This is a genomic window from Alteriqipengyuania triglochinis (genome assembly GCF_054655655.1).
In genome coordinates, this window is the sequence record NZ_BAAHNC010000001.1 from 170,829 (window position 1) to 187,154 (window position 16,326).

14 protein-coding genes are annotated in these 16,326 nt (G+C 64.9%); 12 read left to right on the forward strand and 2 right to left on the reverse strand.

Going from position 1 to position 16,326, the window contains the following annotated elements; translation table 11 throughout:
• Positions 1-58 precede the first annotated feature (58 nt).
• Genes ACYQ0L_RS00900 through ACYQ0L_RS00940 form a run of 9 tightly spaced genes read left to right on the forward strand, consistent with a single transcriptional unit; the run spans position 59 to position 9,580 of the window.
• Positions 59-679, forward strand: a complete 621-nt coding sequence (locus ACYQ0L_RS00900) for an NADH-quinone oxidoreductase subunit J (RefSeq protein ID WP_459787045.1) — start codon at positions 59-61, stop codon at positions 677-679.
• Complete coding sequence (gene nuoK, locus ACYQ0L_RS00905; RefSeq protein WP_459787046.1) at positions 676-981, forward strand: NADH-quinone oxidoreductase subunit NuoK; 306 nt, start codon at positions 676-678, stop codon at positions 979-981. Before ACYQ0L_RS00900 ends, nuoK begins: the two co-directional genes overlap by 4 nt.
• A gap of 7 nt (positions 982-988) precedes the next feature.
• Complete coding sequence (gene nuoL / locus ACYQ0L_RS00910; protein ID WP_459787047.1) at positions 989-3,049, forward strand: NADH-quinone oxidoreductase subunit L; 2,061 nt, start codon at positions 989-991, stop codon at positions 3,047-3,049.
• The gene (locus ACYQ0L_RS00915; protein ID WP_459787048.1) at positions 3,049-4,638 is read left to right on the forward strand and encodes an NADH-quinone oxidoreductase subunit M; all 1,590 of its coding nucleotides are present in this window, start codon (positions 3,049-3,051) and stop codon (positions 4,636-4,638) included. The genes nuoL and ACYQ0L_RS00915 overlap by 1 nt, the downstream gene beginning before the upstream one ends.
• Positions 4,638-6,101, forward strand: coding sequence for an NADH-quinone oxidoreductase subunit NuoN (gene nuoN, locus ACYQ0L_RS00920; protein ID WP_459787049.1), 1,464 nt, complete (start codon positions 4,638-4,640; stop codon positions 6,099-6,101). Before ACYQ0L_RS00915 ends, nuoN begins: the two co-directional genes overlap by 1 nt.
• Positions 6,102-6,123: 22 nt before the next feature.
• Positions 6,124-6,846 (forward strand): biotin--[acetyl-CoA-carboxylase] ligase, encoded by a 723-nt coding sequence (locus ACYQ0L_RS00925; RefSeq protein WP_459787050.1) that lies wholly within the window; start codon positions 6,124-6,126, stop codon positions 6,844-6,846.
• Positions 6,846-7,628, forward strand: coding sequence for a type III pantothenate kinase (locus tag ACYQ0L_RS00930; protein WP_459787051.1), 783 nt, complete (start codon positions 6,846-6,848; stop codon positions 7,626-7,628). Before ACYQ0L_RS00925 ends, ACYQ0L_RS00930 begins: the two co-directional genes overlap by 1 nt.
• A 1-nt stretch (position 7,629) precedes the next feature.
• Positions 7,630-9,297 carry a ribonuclease J gene (locus ACYQ0L_RS00935; protein ID WP_459787052.1) on the forward strand — a complete coding sequence of 556 codons (1,668 nt, stop codon included), beginning with the start codon at positions 7,630-7,632 and terminating at the stop codon, positions 9,295-9,297.
• A gap of 1 nt (position 9,298) precedes the next feature.
• Entirely contained in the window at positions 9,299-9,580 is a 282-nt protein-coding gene (locus tag ACYQ0L_RS00940; RefSeq protein ID WP_459787053.1) for a DUF1467 family protein, read from the forward strand.
• 7 nt (positions 9,581-9,587) lie between these two features.
• Here the strand turns inward: ACYQ0L_RS00940 and ACYQ0L_RS00945 are convergent, their stop codons facing one another.
• Positions 9,588-12,041: a coiled-coil domain-containing protein gene (locus ACYQ0L_RS00945; protein ID WP_459787054.1), complete on the reverse strand. Its 2,454-nt coding sequence runs from the start codon at positions 12,039-12,041 to the stop codon at positions 9,588-9,590.
• A gap of 71 nt (positions 12,042-12,112) precedes the next feature.
• Here ACYQ0L_RS00945 and ACYQ0L_RS00950 point away from each other — a divergent pair, with 71 nt between their 5' ends.
• The 3 genes from ACYQ0L_RS00950 (at position 12,113) to ACYQ0L_RS00960 (ending at position 14,978) form a co-directional block, all read left to right on the forward strand.
• Entirely contained in the window at positions 12,113-12,424 is a 312-nt protein-coding gene (locus ACYQ0L_RS00950; protein WP_459787055.1) for an Hpt domain-containing protein, read from the forward strand.
• A 181-nt stretch (positions 12,425-12,605) separates the two neighbouring features.
• A complete protein-coding gene (locus ACYQ0L_RS00955) occupies positions 12,606-13,580 on the forward strand; it encodes a hypothetical protein (protein ID WP_459787056.1) in 975 nt (324 codons plus the stop codon).
• Positions 13,581-13,586: 6 nt separating this feature from the next.
• A complete protein-coding gene (locus tag ACYQ0L_RS00960; protein ID WP_459787057.1) occupies positions 13,587-14,978 on the forward strand; it encodes a sensor histidine kinase in 1,392 nt (463 codons plus the stop codon).
• A gap of 56 nt (positions 14,979-15,034) precedes the next feature.
• Here ACYQ0L_RS00960 and ACYQ0L_RS00965 read toward each other — a convergent pair whose 3' ends face one another.
• Positions 15,035-16,321 (reverse strand): citrate synthase, encoded by a 1,287-nt coding sequence (locus tag ACYQ0L_RS00965; protein ID WP_459787058.1) that lies wholly within the window; start codon positions 16,319-16,321, stop codon positions 15,035-15,037.
• Positions 16,322-16,326: the final 5 nt, after the last annotated feature.

A 16,326-nucleotide genomic window follows, 5' to 3' on the forward strand; every position in this document is an offset into this window, starting at 1 on the left:
TGACGACAGCTTACATGGACCTTCGCCTGCGCGAGGGTGACGATCAGGGAAAATCGTCATGATTCAGGCCATAGCCTTTTACCTTTTCGCGTTTCTCGTGATCGCCAGCGGCGTGCTGACGATCATGAGCCGCAACCCCGTGCATTCGGTGCTGTGGCTGATCCTTGCATTCTTCAACGCGGCGGGCCTGATGGTCCTGCTGGGCGCGGAATTCATCGCCATGCTGCTGGTCGTCGTTTACGTCGGCGCCGTGGCGGTGCTCTTCCTGTTCGTGGTCATGATGCTCGACGTCGACATGGCGGAGCTGCGCGCCGGGTTCATCAAGAACTTCCCGCTGGGCATCGCGATTGCGCTGGTGCTGCTGGCGGAGCTGGTGCTGGGCATCGGTGCGCTGCAGGCCGGCGCGCTGGAGCTGGGCACGGCGAGCGGTGCGAATGCGCCCGACCTGGCACGCAGCAATATCGAGAATGTCGGCGCGCTGCTCTATTCCAGGTACGTCTTCGTGTTCGAGGCGGCGGGCCTGATCCTGCTGGTGGCGATGATCGGTGCGATCGTGCTGACCCACCGCGACCTCAAGACCACACGCGGCCACCAGAACATCACAAAGCAGGTTCGTCGCAACCCGAAGGAAGCAACGCAGATGAAACGGCCCACCGTGGGCGAGGGGGTCGAGCTGTGATCGGCATCGAGCATTACATCATCGTCAGCGCGATCCTGTTCGTGCTTGGCGTGCTGGGGATCTTCCTCAACCGCAAGAACGTGATCGTCATCCTGATGGCGATCGAGCTGATCCTGCTGGCGGTGAACATCAACCTCGTCGCGTTCAGCTCCTTCCTCGGCGACCTGACCGGCCAGATCTTCGCGATGTTCGTGTTGACCGTGGCGGCGGGCGAAGCGGCCATCGGCCTCGCGATCCTCGTCATCTTCTTCCGTGATCGCGGTACGATCGCGGTCGACGATGTGAACCGGATGAAGGGCTGAACCACCCGTGCAGTCTTCGATCCTCATCATCGTATTCCTGCCGCTGCTCGCGGCGATTGTCGCCGGCCTGTTCGGTGGGGCGCTTGGCAAAACCGTGTCCAAGGTCATCACGACCGGCGGGCTGTTCGTCTCCTGCGCGCTTAGCTGGCCGATCTTCCTCGCCTTCCTCGGCGGTGGAGCGGAGGCGCAGGTCGTACCCGTGCTGCAGTGGGTTGCCTCGGGCGACCTCAGCTTCGACTGGGCCCTGCGCGTCGACACGCTGACCGCGGTCATGCTGGTGGTAATCACCAGCGTTTCGGCGCTCGTCCACCTCTATTCGTGGGGGTACATGGACGAGGACCCGTCGCAGCAGCGCTTCTTCGCGTATCTGAGCCTGTTCACCTTCGCGATGCTGATGCTGGTGACGGCTGACAACCTCGTGCAGATGTTCTTCGGATGGGAAGGCGTCGGCTTGGCGTCCTACCTTCTGATCGGCTTCTGGTACCACAAGCCGTCCGCCAACGCCGCAGCGATCAAGGCCTTCGTGGTCAACCGCGTGGGCGACCTAGGCTTCATGCTCGGCATTTTCGGCACCTTCCTCGTGTTTGGCACGGTATCGATTCCCGAAATCCTCGAGATGGCTCCGGCGATGAGCGGCAGCAGCATCACGTTCATGGGCATGCGCCTGATGACGATGGATATCCTTTGTATCCTCCTGTTCATCGGCGCGATGGGCAAATCCGCGCAGCTTGGGCTGCACACTTGGCTGCCCGATGCGATGGAAGGCCCGACCCCGGTGTCGGCCCTGATCCACGCCGCGACCATGGTGACCGCAGGCGTGTTCATGGTCTGCCGCTTGTCGCCGATGTTCGAAACCGCACCGGTCGCGCTGACGATCGTGACGGTAGTCGGCGGCGCGACCTGCCTGTTCGCGGCGACGATCGGCACCACGCAGTGGGACATCAAGCGTGTCATCGCCTATTCGACCTGTTCGCAGCTGGGCTACATGTTCTTCGCTGCTGGCGTCGGCGCCTACGGTGTGGCGATGTTCCACCTGTTCACGCATGCTTTCTTCAAGGCGTTGCTGTTCCTCGGCGCGGGCGCGGTGATCCATGCGATGCACCACGAGCAGGACATGCGCTATTACGGCGCGCTGCGTAAGCGGATCCCGATCACTTTCTGGGCGATGGTGGCGGGTACGCTGGCCATTACCGGCGTCGGCATCATCGACGTGTTCGGCTTCGCAGGCTTCTATTCGAAGGACGCGATCCTCGAAGCGGCGTTCGCCCGCGGGACCGCTGCATCGAACTTCGCTTTCTGGGCGGGCGCGTTCGCGGCACTGCTGACCAGCTTCTACTCCTGGCGCCTCATGTTCCTGACCTTCTGGGGCAAGCCGCGCTGGGCCGATAGCGAGCATATCCAGCACGCCGTCCATCACGGGCATGACGAACCTGAAGATCACAATCCTGCGGCGCAGGAAGACGCAGGCGAAAGCGTTGCGCACCACGTTCCCTCGACCGAGGAGAATGACGGCACGGCGGGTTATCACCCGCACGAGGCGCCGTGGGTCATGCTTCTTCCGCTGGTCGTGCTCAGCCTCGGTGCGGTGTTCGCTGGCTTCGTGTTCTACGAACCCTTCGTGGATTCCAAGGAGTTCTGGGACGGCGCGATCTTCTTCAACTACGATCTCGTCCACTCGATGCACGGCGTTCCGCTGTGGGTGAAGCTGACCGCGACGGTGGCCATGCTGCTCGGGCTGCTGACCGCCTGGCTTGCCTATATTCGCAACCCGAAACTGCCTGCTGCGGCGGCAGACCAGCTGGGGCCGATCTACCGCCTGTTCCTGAACAAGTGGTACTTCGACGAGCTGTATAACTTCCTGTTCGTCCGGCCCGCATTCTGGTTCGGCCGGGTGTTCTGGAAGCAGCTGGATATTGGTGTGATCGACCGCTTCGGGCCCGATGGCGCGGCCTGGGTGGTCAAGCAGGGCGCGGCGGGTGCCAAGCGCATCCAGTCGGGCATGCTCAACACCTATGCTCTGATCATGCTCCTGGGCCTGATCGCCGCCGTTACCTGGGTACTGCTGTGATGGAAGGCTTTCCCATTCTCTCGATCATGCTTGCCGTACCGCTGGTCGCAGCGGTGCTCTGCCTGTTTTCGAACGCGACCAATGCTCGCTGGATCGCGCTGATCGCCACGCTTGTCGATCTGGCCTTGGGCATCGCCCTGTGGCTGAATTTCGACATTGGCGGCGCGCAGTGGCAGTTCACCGAACGCGCGAACCTGTTTGCGGGCTTCGAATACAAGCTGGGCATCGATGGCATCGCCCTGATGCTGATCATGCTCAGCGTTTTCCTGATGCCGATCTGCATCCTCGCCAGCTGGACGAGCGTAACCAAGCGGGTCGGCGAATACATGGCGGCGTTCCTCGTCATGGAACTGCTGATGATCGGCGTGTTCGCGGCGCAGGACATCCTGCTGTTCTACATCTTCTTCGAAGCCGGCCTGATCCCGATGTACCTAATCATCGGCATCTGGGGCGGGACGGACCGTAAATACGCCAGCTACAAGTTCTTCCTCTACACGCTGCTCGGCTCGGTCGTGATGCTGATCGCGATGCTGTGGATGATGAGCACGGCGGGCACCAGCGACATCCCGACGCTGCTGCAGTACGATTTCTCCCCGCAAGCGCAGACCTGGCTGTGGCTCGCCTTCTTCGCCAGCTTCGCGGTGAAGATGCCGATGTGGCCGGTCCACACGTGGCTTCCCGCCGCGCACGTCCAGGCTCCGACCGCAGGCTCGGTTATCCTGGCAGGCGTGCTGCTGAAGCTGGGTGGCTACGGCTTCATCCGTTTCAGCCTCCCGATGTTCCCCGAAGCATCCGCGCAGTTCGTCTGGCTGATCTTCGGTCTCAGCATGATCGCGGTGGTCGTCACCAGCCTGATCGCGCTGGTCCAGCAGGACATGAAGAAGCTGATCGCCTATTCTTCGGTCGCCCACATGGCGATCGTGACGGCGGGCCTGTTCGCGTTCAACGTGCAGGGCCTCGAAGGGGCGATGGTCATGATGCTGAGCCACGGCCTCGTCTCTGGCGCGCTGTTCCTGTGCGTCGGCGTGATCTACGACCGGCTGCATACCCGCGAAATCTCCCGTTACGGCGGGCTTGCAACGAACATGCCCCGCTACGCGCTGTTCTTCCTGCTGTTCACCATGGCGGCCATTGGTCTGCCGGGGACGAGCGGCTTCGTGGCCGAGTTCGTGAGCCTTGCGGGTATCTACAAGGCATCGAGCGCGACCACCTTCGTGCTGACGACGGGCATCATCCTTGGCGCCGGGTACATGCTGTACCTCTATCGCCGGGTGGTCTTCGGCGTGCAGAAGAACGAAGACGCTGCTGCCATGCCCGATCTGAACGTTCGCGAATGGCTGATGCTGGCGCCGGTGGCCGCCGCCGTCCTGTGGATGGGCGTCTATCCGGAGAGCTTTATTGCACCGATGCGCAGCGACATTGCTGCGATCGAAGCGCGGATCGCGCGCGCCGCCCCAGCGGGCGACGCGGCGCTGGTCGCAGGCGAACCGCGCGAACATGCCGCCAACTACCTCCCGCATGAAGGCGGTGGCGCGGGCGAACACGGTACCGATGAAGGGGGCGCAGTGGCGTCCGAGGGCGAACACTAATGGACTACGCGACTTCCTTTGCCCTTGTGATTCCAGAGCTGGTGCTGACCGGCTCCGGCCTGATCCTGCTGCTGATCGCCGCCTTCGGGGGAGAGAAGACGGGCCGTCTCGTGTCGATCCTGGCCGCTGTCGCGCTGGGTGGGGCTGCCTCCCTGTCGATCCCGGCGCTCACCGAAAGTGCGGGCGGCGTATCGGCGATGGCCTTCTACGGGCAGATCAGCGCCGACGCCTTCGCGGCCTTTGCCAAGCTCCTGATCTTCATCGCGGCGATCGGTTGCCTGATGGTCGCGCCCGGCTTCTTCGCCGCGCGCCGCGCGATGAAGCCCGAATATCCCGTGCTGGTCCTGTTCGCCGCGCTCGGCATGAGCATCATGGTTTCCGCAACGGATCTGATGACGCTGTATATCGGGCTCGAACTGAACAGCCTCGCCGCGTATGTGCTGGCCAGTTTCCTGCGCAACGACAGCCGTTCGGCAGAGGCGGGCCTCAAGTATTTCGTGCTCGGCGCGCTGGCCAGCGGCATCCTGCTATACGGGATTAGCCTGACCTACGGTTTCACCGGTACCACGAGTTTCGCGGGCATCCGCGCCGCGCAGGAGGCCGGGCTTTCGACCGGCGCGCTGTTCGGCCTGATCTTCGTGCTGGCGGGCCTCGCCTTCAAGATCAGCGCGGTGCCGTTCCACATGTGGACTCCCGACGTGTACGAAGGTGCGCCGACGCCGGTGACGACCTTCTTCGCGACCGCGCCCAAGGTGGCGGCGATTGCGCTGACCGCGCGCGTCGCGCTCGACGCCTTCGGTTCGCAGACCGACGCATGGCGTCAGATCGTCATCTTCGCCGCCCTCGCTTCGATCGTCGTCGGTGCGCTGGGGGCGATCGGGCAGAGCAATCTCAAGCGTCTGATGGCCTATTCCTCCATCAACAACGTCGGCTTCATCCTGATCGGCTTGGCTGCTGCCAATGCCGACGGCGCCAGCGCGATGCTGTACTACCTCGCGATCTATGTCGTGATGTCGCTCGGCAGCTTCGTCGCGATCTTGATGCTGCGCAATGGCGACGGCGAGTATCTGGAAGGTCTGGATGACATTGCCGGTCTTTCTTCGACCCGTCCCCTGATCGCGCTGTGCCTCGCGGCGTTCATGTTCAGCTTGGCCGGGATCCCGCCGCTGATGGGCTTCTTCGCCAAGGTGGCGGTGTTCAACGCGGTGGTGGAGGCAGGTCTCCTGCCGCTCGCGGTAATCGGCATCGCGGCCAGCGTGATCGGTGCGTTCTATTACCTCAAGGTCGTGAAGGTCATGTATTTCGACGAGCCTGCGGGCCGTGCGACCAAGAGCGGGACCGCTTCGCAATGGGCGATCCTCGCGCTGTGCGCGCTGCTGATCTCCCCGCTCGGCCTGCTGCTGACGCGCGGGCTCGAGATGATGACCGACACTGCGGCTGCCGGGCTGTTCGCGGGCGTCTGACGCGCGCGGCGCTGACGAGGTCTTGATCCGCACCATACCTGAAACCGGCTCCACCAATGCCGATCTGCTGGACGCGCTGCGTTCCGGCGAGGGCTGGGCCGAGGGCGACTGGCTCGTCGCCGACCGGCAGAGCGCGGGGCGGGGCAGGCAGGGCCGTGGCTGGCACGACGGGCACGGCAACTTCATGGGCTCGACCGTCGTCCGCATGGCGGCGGGTCAGCCGCCCGCACATACGCTCGCGCTGGTCGTCGGCGTGGCGCTGTACGAGACGGTGCTGGGCTTCGTCGATGCGGCGCAGTGCCCGCTGCAGCTCAAGTGGCCCAATGACCTGCTGGTGCGCCGGGCCAAGCTTTCGGGCATCCTGCTCGAGGCGAGCGGCGATGCGGTGGTGGTCGGGGTCGGCGTCAATCTGGTTGCTGCGCCCGATCTGCCCGACCGGCCTTCGGTTGCGCTGACCGCGTTCGGCCCCGCGCCGGACCGTGATGCCTTCGCCGCCAGCCTTTCCGCGCATTTCGCGACCGAGCTGGAGCGCTGGCGGACCTACGGCCTTGAACCGCTCCTTCGCAGCTGGCTCGCCGCGGGCATGCCCGAGGGCACGCCAGTCGGTGTTCACGAGCCCGACGGGAGCCGGGCAGAGGGCCGGTTTGGAGGACTGGAACCGGACGGATCGATGCGGCTGCGCTTGGCCGATGGTTCGGTGCATGTCATTCATGCAGGCGACGTGATGCTGGCGGAGGATAGCTGATGCTTCTCGCAATCGATGTGGGCAACACCAACCTCGTCTTCGCGCTGTTCGACGGGGATACCCTTCGCGCGCGCTGGCGCATCTCCACCGACGGGCGGCGCACGGGCGATGAATACGCCGTGTGGCTGTTTCAGCTGCTGGGGATCGAGGGCGTCGCCCGCGAGGATATCACCCACATCATCTTCGGCTCGGTCGTGCCCCGGGCGGACCACAACCTTTCTGTCCTGTGCGAGAGATATTTCGGCATCGTCCCGATCGTCGCAGGGCGGGGTGCCGCTTCGTGGGATTTCGAGATCGATGTCGACCTGCCGAGCTCGCTGGGCGCGGACCGCGCGCTCAACTGCATCGCGGCGCATGCGCTGGTGGGGGGCGACATGATCGTGGTCGATTTCGGCACCGCGACCAAGTTCGAGGTGGTCGACTATCATGGCGCGTACAAGGGCGGGATCATCGCGCCCGGGATCAACCTTTCGCTCGATGCGCTGGTAGGCAAGACCGCCAAGCTTCCCAGGATCGCCATCGGCGCGCCCTCGACCGACAGCGTGATCGGCCGCAACACCGAGGATCAGATGCAGATCGGGGTGTTCTGGGGCTACGTCGCGATGATGGAAGGCCTGATCGGGCGGATGAAGAAAGAGATCGGCCGCCCGACCAAGGTGGTCGCGACCGGCGGCCTGTCGGTCTTGTTCGACGACCATACAGACATATTTGATGTGGTAGACACAGATCTGACGATCCGTGGCCTGCACCTGCTCGCCAAACGGACGATCAGCAAAGGATGATATGAAAAAGAACTTCAAGCCGGAGAACGAACTCCTCTTCCTCGCCCTTGGCGGATCGGGCGAGATCGGGATGAACGTCAACCTCTACGGCTGTGATGGCAAGTGGCTGATGGTCGACCTGGGCATGACCTTCGGCGCCAACGAATACCCCGGCATCGAACTGGTTTTCGCCGACCTCGAATTCATCGAAGACCGCGTCAAGGATCTGATGGGTATTGTCATTACCCATGCCCACGAGGATCACATTGGCGCGGTCCCGTACTTCGCCGCCGATCTGGGCGTGCCGCTGTACGCCACCCCCTTCACCGCAGAGCTCGTCCGCCGCAAGCTGCAGGAGGCCGATCTGGTCGACGAGGTGCCGCTGCACATCGTGCGCGAAGGCGATGAGGACATGCAGATCGGGCCTTTCGGGATCCGGTATCTGCCGCTTGCGCACTCGATCGCGGAAGGCAACGCACTGCTGATCGACACGCCTTACGGACGCGTCTTCCATACCGGCGACTGGAAGCTGGACGAAGACCCCATCATCGGCGAACCGACCACCGAAGAAGAGCTGCGCTCCATCGGCGAAGAGGGCGTGCTGGCGCTGGTGTGCGACAGTACCAATGTCTTCAATCCCGAACCGAGCGGCTCCGAAGGCGCGGTCTTCAAGGGCCTGCTCGAGGAGGTCCGGAACTGGCCGGACCGGCGGGTGGTGGTGACCACCTTCGCCTCCAACGTCGCGCGCCTCCATACGCTGGGCGAGATCGCCAAGGAGACGGGGCGCGAAGTTGTGGTCGCCGGCCGTTCGCTCGACCGGATCATAGAGGTCAGCCAGGCCAACGGCTACCTCACCGATTTTCCCGATCGGGTTGACTGGAACACCGCGATGAACATGCCGCGCGGCAAGGTCCTGATCGTTGCGACCGGCGGGCAGGGCGAACCGCGCGCCGCGCTGGGCCGGATGGCGGACAAGAACCATCCGCTGGAACTGTCGCGTGGCGATGTGGTGCTGTTCTCCAGCCGCCAGATCCCCGGCAACGAGATTGCGATCGGCAAGGTGATGAACCAGCTGGCCGAGCGCGGGATCGAAATGGTGACCGATCGCCAGAGCATGATCCACGTTTCGGGCCATCCGGGGCGCCCCGAACTGCAGGCACTCTACGAATGGCTCAAGCCCGAGATACTGGTCCCGGTCCATGGCGAAGTGCGCCACATGCAGGAACAGGCGCGGCTCGGCCTTGCCGAAGGTATTCCGCACGCCGTGTTCCAGAAGAACGGCGATATCGTGAGCCTTGCGCCGGGCGAACCGGGCAAGATCGGCCAGGTGCCGACCGGCCGCCTCGTGCTGGACGGAGACATCATCGTGCCCGCCGATGGCAGCGCGGTGACCGAGCGGCGACGTCTCGCCCGCGATGGCGTGCTGATCGTCGTGGTCGGCTCCAGCGGCAAGCCCCAAGCGAAGCCCGAGGTGACGATGCGTGCGCTGGGCATGCCGCTGGACGAGGACTTCCCCGATTTCGTTGCCGAGGCGACGCGTGACGTGCAGGAAGCGCTGCGGCGGCTTCGCGGGCGCGATGCGAAAGACGCCGGTGCCCGGCAGGAGGCTGTTCGGCTCGCCGCACGCCGGGCCGCCAATCGCTGGTCCGGCAAGCGCCCGCAGGTGCAGGTCGTGATGGTGGAGGACTGACGTGAGCCCTTGGTCGATCCTGGCGATCTACTTTCTGGTATGGATCTTCGTCGCCTTCGTGATGCTGCCCTTCGGAGTCCGCACGCACGAGGAGATGGGGCTGGAACTGACGCCGGGGCAGGCTGAAAGCGCGCCCGCCAATTTCCGGCCGGGCAGGCTCGCCCTGCGCGCGGCCGTGATCGCCGCATTTCTGACCGCGCTTTGGGTGATGAACTGGGAGCATGGCTGGGTCACCCGCCATGCTTTCGATTTCCTGCTGCCGCCGGGACAGCGGGGCGACTAGCTGAAGGCTAGCTCGTCCGCAGCCGTTCCAGCGCCTGCGCCATCGCGACGTAGAGCTTGCCGACTTCCGAGCCGAGCAGCGTCACTGCCAGCGCATTGCCATCGCGGGTGGAGAGCAGCGTGCGCAGCATCGCCTCGAAATCGTGGATATAGCGGTTCACATGGGCGCGGAAATCGTCGTCCTCGTCGTACAGTTCGGCAATCTCGCGGGCCTGACGATTGTCTAGCAGGCGCACCGCGCGGCGGGTGAAGACCCCGCGATCGCCGCGCAGGTAGCTTGCCCAGGCGATGTCAGACACCTCGCTCGAAAGCGATTTCGCAATATCGATGGCGTTCGAATTGAGGCTTTCGGTGATGAGCGCCACGCGCCGGGCGAAGTCGTTGTCGACCTGTTCCTCGGCCCGTTCGCGCGCGACAGAGACACGGTTTTCGAGATTGCCTGCCAGTTCGTTCACCAGCGATAGCTGGTCGCGCAGCTGGCGGGCGGCGTCGCGGGCCGCCTGCGCCGACCGCTCGGTCGCCTTGCGCAGTTCGTCCAGCGCTTCGTCGGCCTGCGCACGAATGGCGGAACCGACCGCGTCGGCGGCATTCTCGCCGATCCGGGCCCCGATATCGCGGCCATCGTCGCTCGCGTACCGGTCGAGAGCCCTGCGTGCCTTATCGGCGGCGCTTTCCAGCTGTTCCACCGCTTCGGAAATCCGCCGGGTGGTTGCTTCGGACACCACTCCTGCTTCCTCGTCCAGCAGGGCGAGCGAGGTGCGCAGCGAAGCGATGTTCTCGGTCATCGTGTCGCGCGTTTTGGCCAGGCGATCGTCGATCCGGTCGGCGACGCTGAAGATTTCCTCGCCCTGGTCGCGGGTCTCTACGATGTATGCAGAGAGGCGTTCGCTGCGCTCCGCGCCTTCGTCGATCGTCCGCCGCAGCTTGTCGCCGCTTTCGCGCAGGGCCGCCAGCCGATCCTCGGCGGCTTCCATCGCGCCCGGCAGTACCTCGCGGCTGTGTTTCGCGCTCGCCTGGATAAGTTCGAGCAGCCGGACACCCGCTTCGGTCGCTTCCTTCAGCGTATCGTGCAGCGCGTCGAGCTGGCTGCCCCCGCTGGCGAGACGTTTCTCGATAGTGTCGGTCGCATCGAGCAGGATGTCGCGCGACGAGGAGGCGTTCGCTGCGATGTCGGCAATGCGATCGCTCGCCTCGGCCAGCCGATCGGCAGCGGAGGTGCTGTCTTCGGCAATTTCGCGCGCGACCGCCCGGTGCTTTTCGTGCCGTTCTTCCAGTGCGGTGTCGATGGCGGTGAGGCGGGCCTCCAGCTCGCCCAGCGCACGTCGCTCCAGATCTTCCATGCTGGTGCGCCGTTCGGAGACCCACTGGCCGAAATCCTTGTCGCGCGCGCGCATCGATTCATCGATCGCGACGGCTTCGTCGCGGAGCGAAGCGAGGCGGTCCTGTGCGGAGCCCATCGCCTTTTCGTCGATCTCCTGCACCTCGCCGATGGCCTCGGCCAGCCGTTCGCGCAGCGTCTCGATCCGCGCCTGCGCAGCGGCGAGGGCTTCCACCTCGCGCCCGTCGAGCTCGCTGCGGAAGCTTTCGCTCTGTTCGCGCAGCGTGGTGAAGCGCGCATCGGCCATGGCCTCGAGCTCGGAAACGCGATCGCCGAGCGTGGTCAGCGTCCGGTCGACCTGAGAGCGGAAATGATCCACATGCCGTTCGCCCGCCTCGCCGAATTCATTGAGCTTTTCGAGCCCGCTGCTCAGCCCCTCGAGCGCGCCCTGCGCCCGCTCGCCGACGGAACCGACCGCATTGGCCGCGTCGCGCGAGGCATTGGTGATCACCGGCAGGTGGTCGCGCAGGCGCGCCATGTTGCCCAGCGCGGTTTCGGAGACCCTGGCGATCCGTTCGACCTCTTCGCCATTCTCGGCCACCAGCGCCTCGATCCGGTCGGCATTCTGCGACAGGCGCGAGGCAGCGACGCGTCCGTGCGATTCCAGCTCGCGCGTCTGCTGGGTCAGGAATTCGCGGGCGAGGCCCAGTTCGCGGTTGATCGTGACCAGCCGCGTTTCGAGTTCGGCAACGTCGCCCGCCGCGGCTCTGGCGGCTGCACGGAACCGGGCGCTCTGGCGGCCGAGGCGCTGGCTCGCGGCGAACCACGCGAACAGGATGAGCAGCGCGGGCACCGACCATTCGGCGATCGCCGCGCTCCAGCCATCGGGGCCGAGCGATCCAAAACTCGCGATCCCGCGCGCCATGATGAACAGCACCGTCCAGCCGAGCAGAGCAAGCAGCGCAATGGCGGTGGCGATGGGGCTGGCGAAGAGGGGCATCCGCTCGGCAGCAGGGTCGTCCCCGCCCACAAACCACTCTTCATCGGAGTGGATGGGGCCCGTGTCCGCAGCTTCCGGCACATTGTCGCCAGCGCTGGTGGCGCCGTTTTCCTCGACTGCCCTGATAGACGAATTTCCGGTCATATCCCGCGACCTATCACCTTTCCTGCCCCGTTAAACCCCGCCTTAACCCTCCGGTCCATAGGGAAGAGCTTATGGCCATCGAAAATGCTGCCTTTACCGCGACGCTCGCCGCAGCCGCGGGGGACGATCCGGAGCTCCTGACCGAGCTGCGCGGAGCGTTTCGCGATAGCCTGGCCCAGCAGATCGATCTTCTGCGCCGGTCGCGCTGCGATGGCAATTGGCTGATCGCGGCCCAGCGGATCAAGGGGCTGGCGGCAAGCTTCCATGCGGGGGAACTGATCGTGCTGGCGCAGGGCGCGATCGATGCGGCACCCGGCGATCCCGTCGCCCTGCGCAAGCTCGGCGGCTTCCTGGCAGATTTCGACCGAGTTTCGGCCGCCTGACCGGATCTCGGGCCCTGTCCAACCCTTGGACGGAGGCTGTTTTTCCCTAAATCGCCTAGCGAAAACCACGTAAGCGGGCATGCATGGCGCATTCGCTTGTGCTAGATGCCTGCGCCAGTCGGTCAGGGATAATTTGCCCTTAACGATAACGGGCTAAGCAGGGACGGTGATAGACGGCCAGATGACCAGCGTGCCGGACAGGATCCCGGAGACGATGCGCGAAGACCAGCCGGTCGGCGCGGACCTGCGTGCCGAACTGGCGCGCGGGGACATGGCGCTGTCCACGCTCACCCCGGTCCTGACCCATTTCCTCAACACCCAGGATCGTTCGCTGTTCAGCGATTCGATTATCGCCCGCGTGCGGGGCATGCTGCGAAGCGCCTCGTTCCGCCTGCTGCGCGTCGAAGCGGAGGAGATCGGGGCGAACGATGTGTTCGTCTATGCCGAGGCCCGAACCGACGCCCTCGCGGAGGAACTGGCACGCCATGCCTCCTTCCTCGGCCATTGCCACGCGCTCGCCATCGAATGGCAGCTGGCCGACCGGCTGCGCCGCCGTAACGGGATCGATCCGGTGCTCTCGCCCCTGCTGCAGTCGTTGATCGGGTCGGACGAGGCGGAACTGGCGGATGCGGCGATGGGCACTCTGGCTGCGCAGGCCCGCTTCATCGAACAGCAGAAGCGGATGGAGATGCCGCTCGCCGAGCTACCCGAAGACCAGTTCGTCAACATGGTCGGGGTCTGGTGCCGCCAGCGCGAGGATGTCGATGAAGATCTTGCGACCAGGGTGGAGGATCGCATCCGCCGGATGCGCGCCGAGAGCGAGCCACGCCTCTCCCTGCTGGATCGCACGGTAGCGGGCTTGCGCGCGCGGGCGGGCGCCGCCCTTTCGCTGGCCCATGCCGGCGCGGCGGTGTTCCTGACGGCGCTGGCGCACAAGGCCGGGCAGGAACGCGATGTCGCCGTGGTTTCGACGAATGATCGCCAGCTCGTCCGCTTTGCTCTCTCGTTACGCGCGGCGGGGCTCAGCGCGGCCGAAGCGCGCGCGCAGCTGCGCTGCCTCCACCCGGACGCGAGCATGCCCGCAAGTATCGAACGGGTCGGTTCGGCGGATGCCCGGGCACTCCTGGAATCATCGCCCTACGGGCATGTAGAGTAAGCCGACATGCCACAGGACGAACAGACCTACATCGCGCGTGCGCGCACCGATGCGAAGGACCGGCTGATCGCGGCCGACGAACCGCTTGCTGCACTTCAGCGTCGCTGCGGCGGGGAGATTCCCGGAACGATCGCCATACCCGAACTGCGCGAGCAGGTGCGCAAGGCACGCCGTACCAATCTGCGCCTCGGCCGGACGATCCATGCCTTCGACGGTTCGGACCGGATCAAGTCCTGGATGGAGATCATCCCTGCCGACGAGGGGACGCAGCCCGATGCCGACGGGTCTTCGGGCTGTTCCATCGGCATCGTCACGTGGCAGGCTGCGCCCCCGCCGATCGAGCGGGACGACGATGCCGCTGCGCGCCGCGACGCGATCGACGATGCTCTTGCGGAACTGCACGCCCGGCTCGACCCGCAGCAGCGCGTGCTGACCGTGCATACGGAGGCGGAAGACCTCCAGCCGCTCTACAGGCGCATGAGCGCAAATCTGGGTCAGCCGTGGACCGATTTCGTCAATATAGAGGGAAGTCAGCACGCGCAGCCATTGCACTGGCGGCTGATCGACCAGGCGCGCGTTTCGATTGAGGACAGCCCGCGTAACTGGACCGTACGCCTGATCCCGCTGGGCGAGCCGAACCCGGGTTCGCAAGGCTTCGAGCTGTATCTGATCGCCAACCGCGCATGGGTGCGGCGCGAGCAGCGCCGCGACCGGCGGGCCGACGATGGCGCATCGGTCGGTCGTGATCTCACGCCGATCCTGCGCCAACCGATCGCGCGCATCGTGGCCAATGCCGAGACCATCCGTTCGCGCCTCGCCGGACCCTTGGGGGACGAATACAGCGATTACGCCCGCGACATCGTCAACGCAGGCCAGCACCTGTTGTCCCTGGTCGACGATCTGACGGATCTCGAAGTGGTGGAAGCCGACGGGTTTCGCGCTGCGCCCGATCCCATCGATCTGGCGGACGTCGCCCAGCGGGCCGCGGGTATCCTGGCGGTTCGCGCGCAGGAAAAGTCGATCGGGATCGCAGCGCCGCCTGCCGGCCAGAGCCAGCCTGCGATCGCCGAGTTTCGCCGCGTCCTGCAGGTCCTGCTCAATCTTATCGGCAATGCCATTCGTTATTCGCCCGAAGACTCGACCATCACGATCTCGCTCGGCGAGGAAGGGGGCGAGGCAAAGGTTTCGGTGACCGACGAAGGCCCGGGGCTCGATGCACAGGCGCAGCGGATCGTGTTCGACAAGTTCGAACGGCTCGGCCGCGGCGATGGTGGCGGGTCCGGGCTGGGACTTTACATTTCCAAGCGCCTCGCGCAAGCGATGGGGGGCGACCTCACCGTCGATAGCAAGCCGGACGAGGGCGCGACCTTCACGCTCACGGTGCCAGCCGGACGCTGACAGCAAAAAGGCCGCAGCTTTCGCCGCGGCCCTTTTTTACATCATATCGCCGTGGATCAGCGCTTGTCCACCGGCACGTAATCGCGCTGCGTCGGCCCGGTGTAGAGCTGGCGCGGACGGCCGATGACCTGGGCGGGGTCCGAAATCATTTCGTTCCACTGCGCCACCCAGCCGACGGTACGAGCAAGGGCGAACAGCGCGGTGAACATCGTGGTCGGGAAGCCGATCGCCGACAGGATGATGCCCGAGTAGAAATCGACGTTCGGGAACAGCTTCTTCTCGATGAAGTAGGGATCGTTCAGCGCCATCTCCTCCAGACGAAGCGCGGTTTCGAACACCGGATCGTCGACCTTGAGCGCGTTGAACACTTCGCGCACGGTTTCCTGCATCACGGTCGCGCGCGGATCGTAGTTCTTGTACACGCGGTGGCCGAAGCCCATCAGGCGGAACGGATCGTCCTTGTCCTTCGCACGCTCGATATAGTGCGGGATCTTGTCGGGCGTGCCGATCTCGCGCAGCATGTTGAGCGCCGCTTCGTTGGCGCCGCCGTGGGCGGGGCCCCACAGGCAGGCAATGCCCGCCGCGATGCACGCGAACGGGTTCGCACCCGACGAGCCGGCGAGCCGCACGGTGCTGGTCGAAGCATTCTGTTCGTGATCGGCGTGGAGGATGAAGATCCGGTCCATCGCCTTCTCGACCTCGGGGATCACCTCGTATTCCTCGGCCGGAACACCGAAGGTCATGCGCAGGAAATTGCCCGTGTAGCTGAGCGAGTTGTCCGGCTGCAGGAACGGCTGGCCGATCGAGTACTTGTAAGCCCAGGCTGCGATCGTCGGCATCTTCGCGATCAGGCGGTGGCTGCTGATCTTGCGGTGCTCGGGATCGGAGATGTCGGTGCTGTCATGGTAGAACGCGGACAGCGCGCCGACCACGCCGCACATGATCGCCATCGGGTGCGCGTCGCGGCGGAAGCCCTGGTAGAACTGGCGCAGCTGATCGTGCAGCATCGTGTGCCGGGTGATCGTGTAGGTGAACTCGTCGAGCTCTTCCTGCTTGGGCAGCTCGTCGTTCAGCAGCAGGTAGGCGGTTTCCATGAAGCTGGACTGTTCGGCCAGCTGGCCGATCGGGTAGCCACGGTGCAGCAGCACGCCTTCTTCGCCATCGATGAAGGTCAGCGCGCTTTCGCAGCTCGCGGTCGACTTGAAGCCCGGGTCGTAGGTGAACTTCCCTGTCGAGCCGTAGAATTTGCGGATATCCATGACCTCGGGGCCGCAGGTGCCTTCCAGCACCGGGAAGTCCTGGGTCGTGCCGCCGATTTCCAGTTTTGCGTTGGTGTCTGCCATGGAGG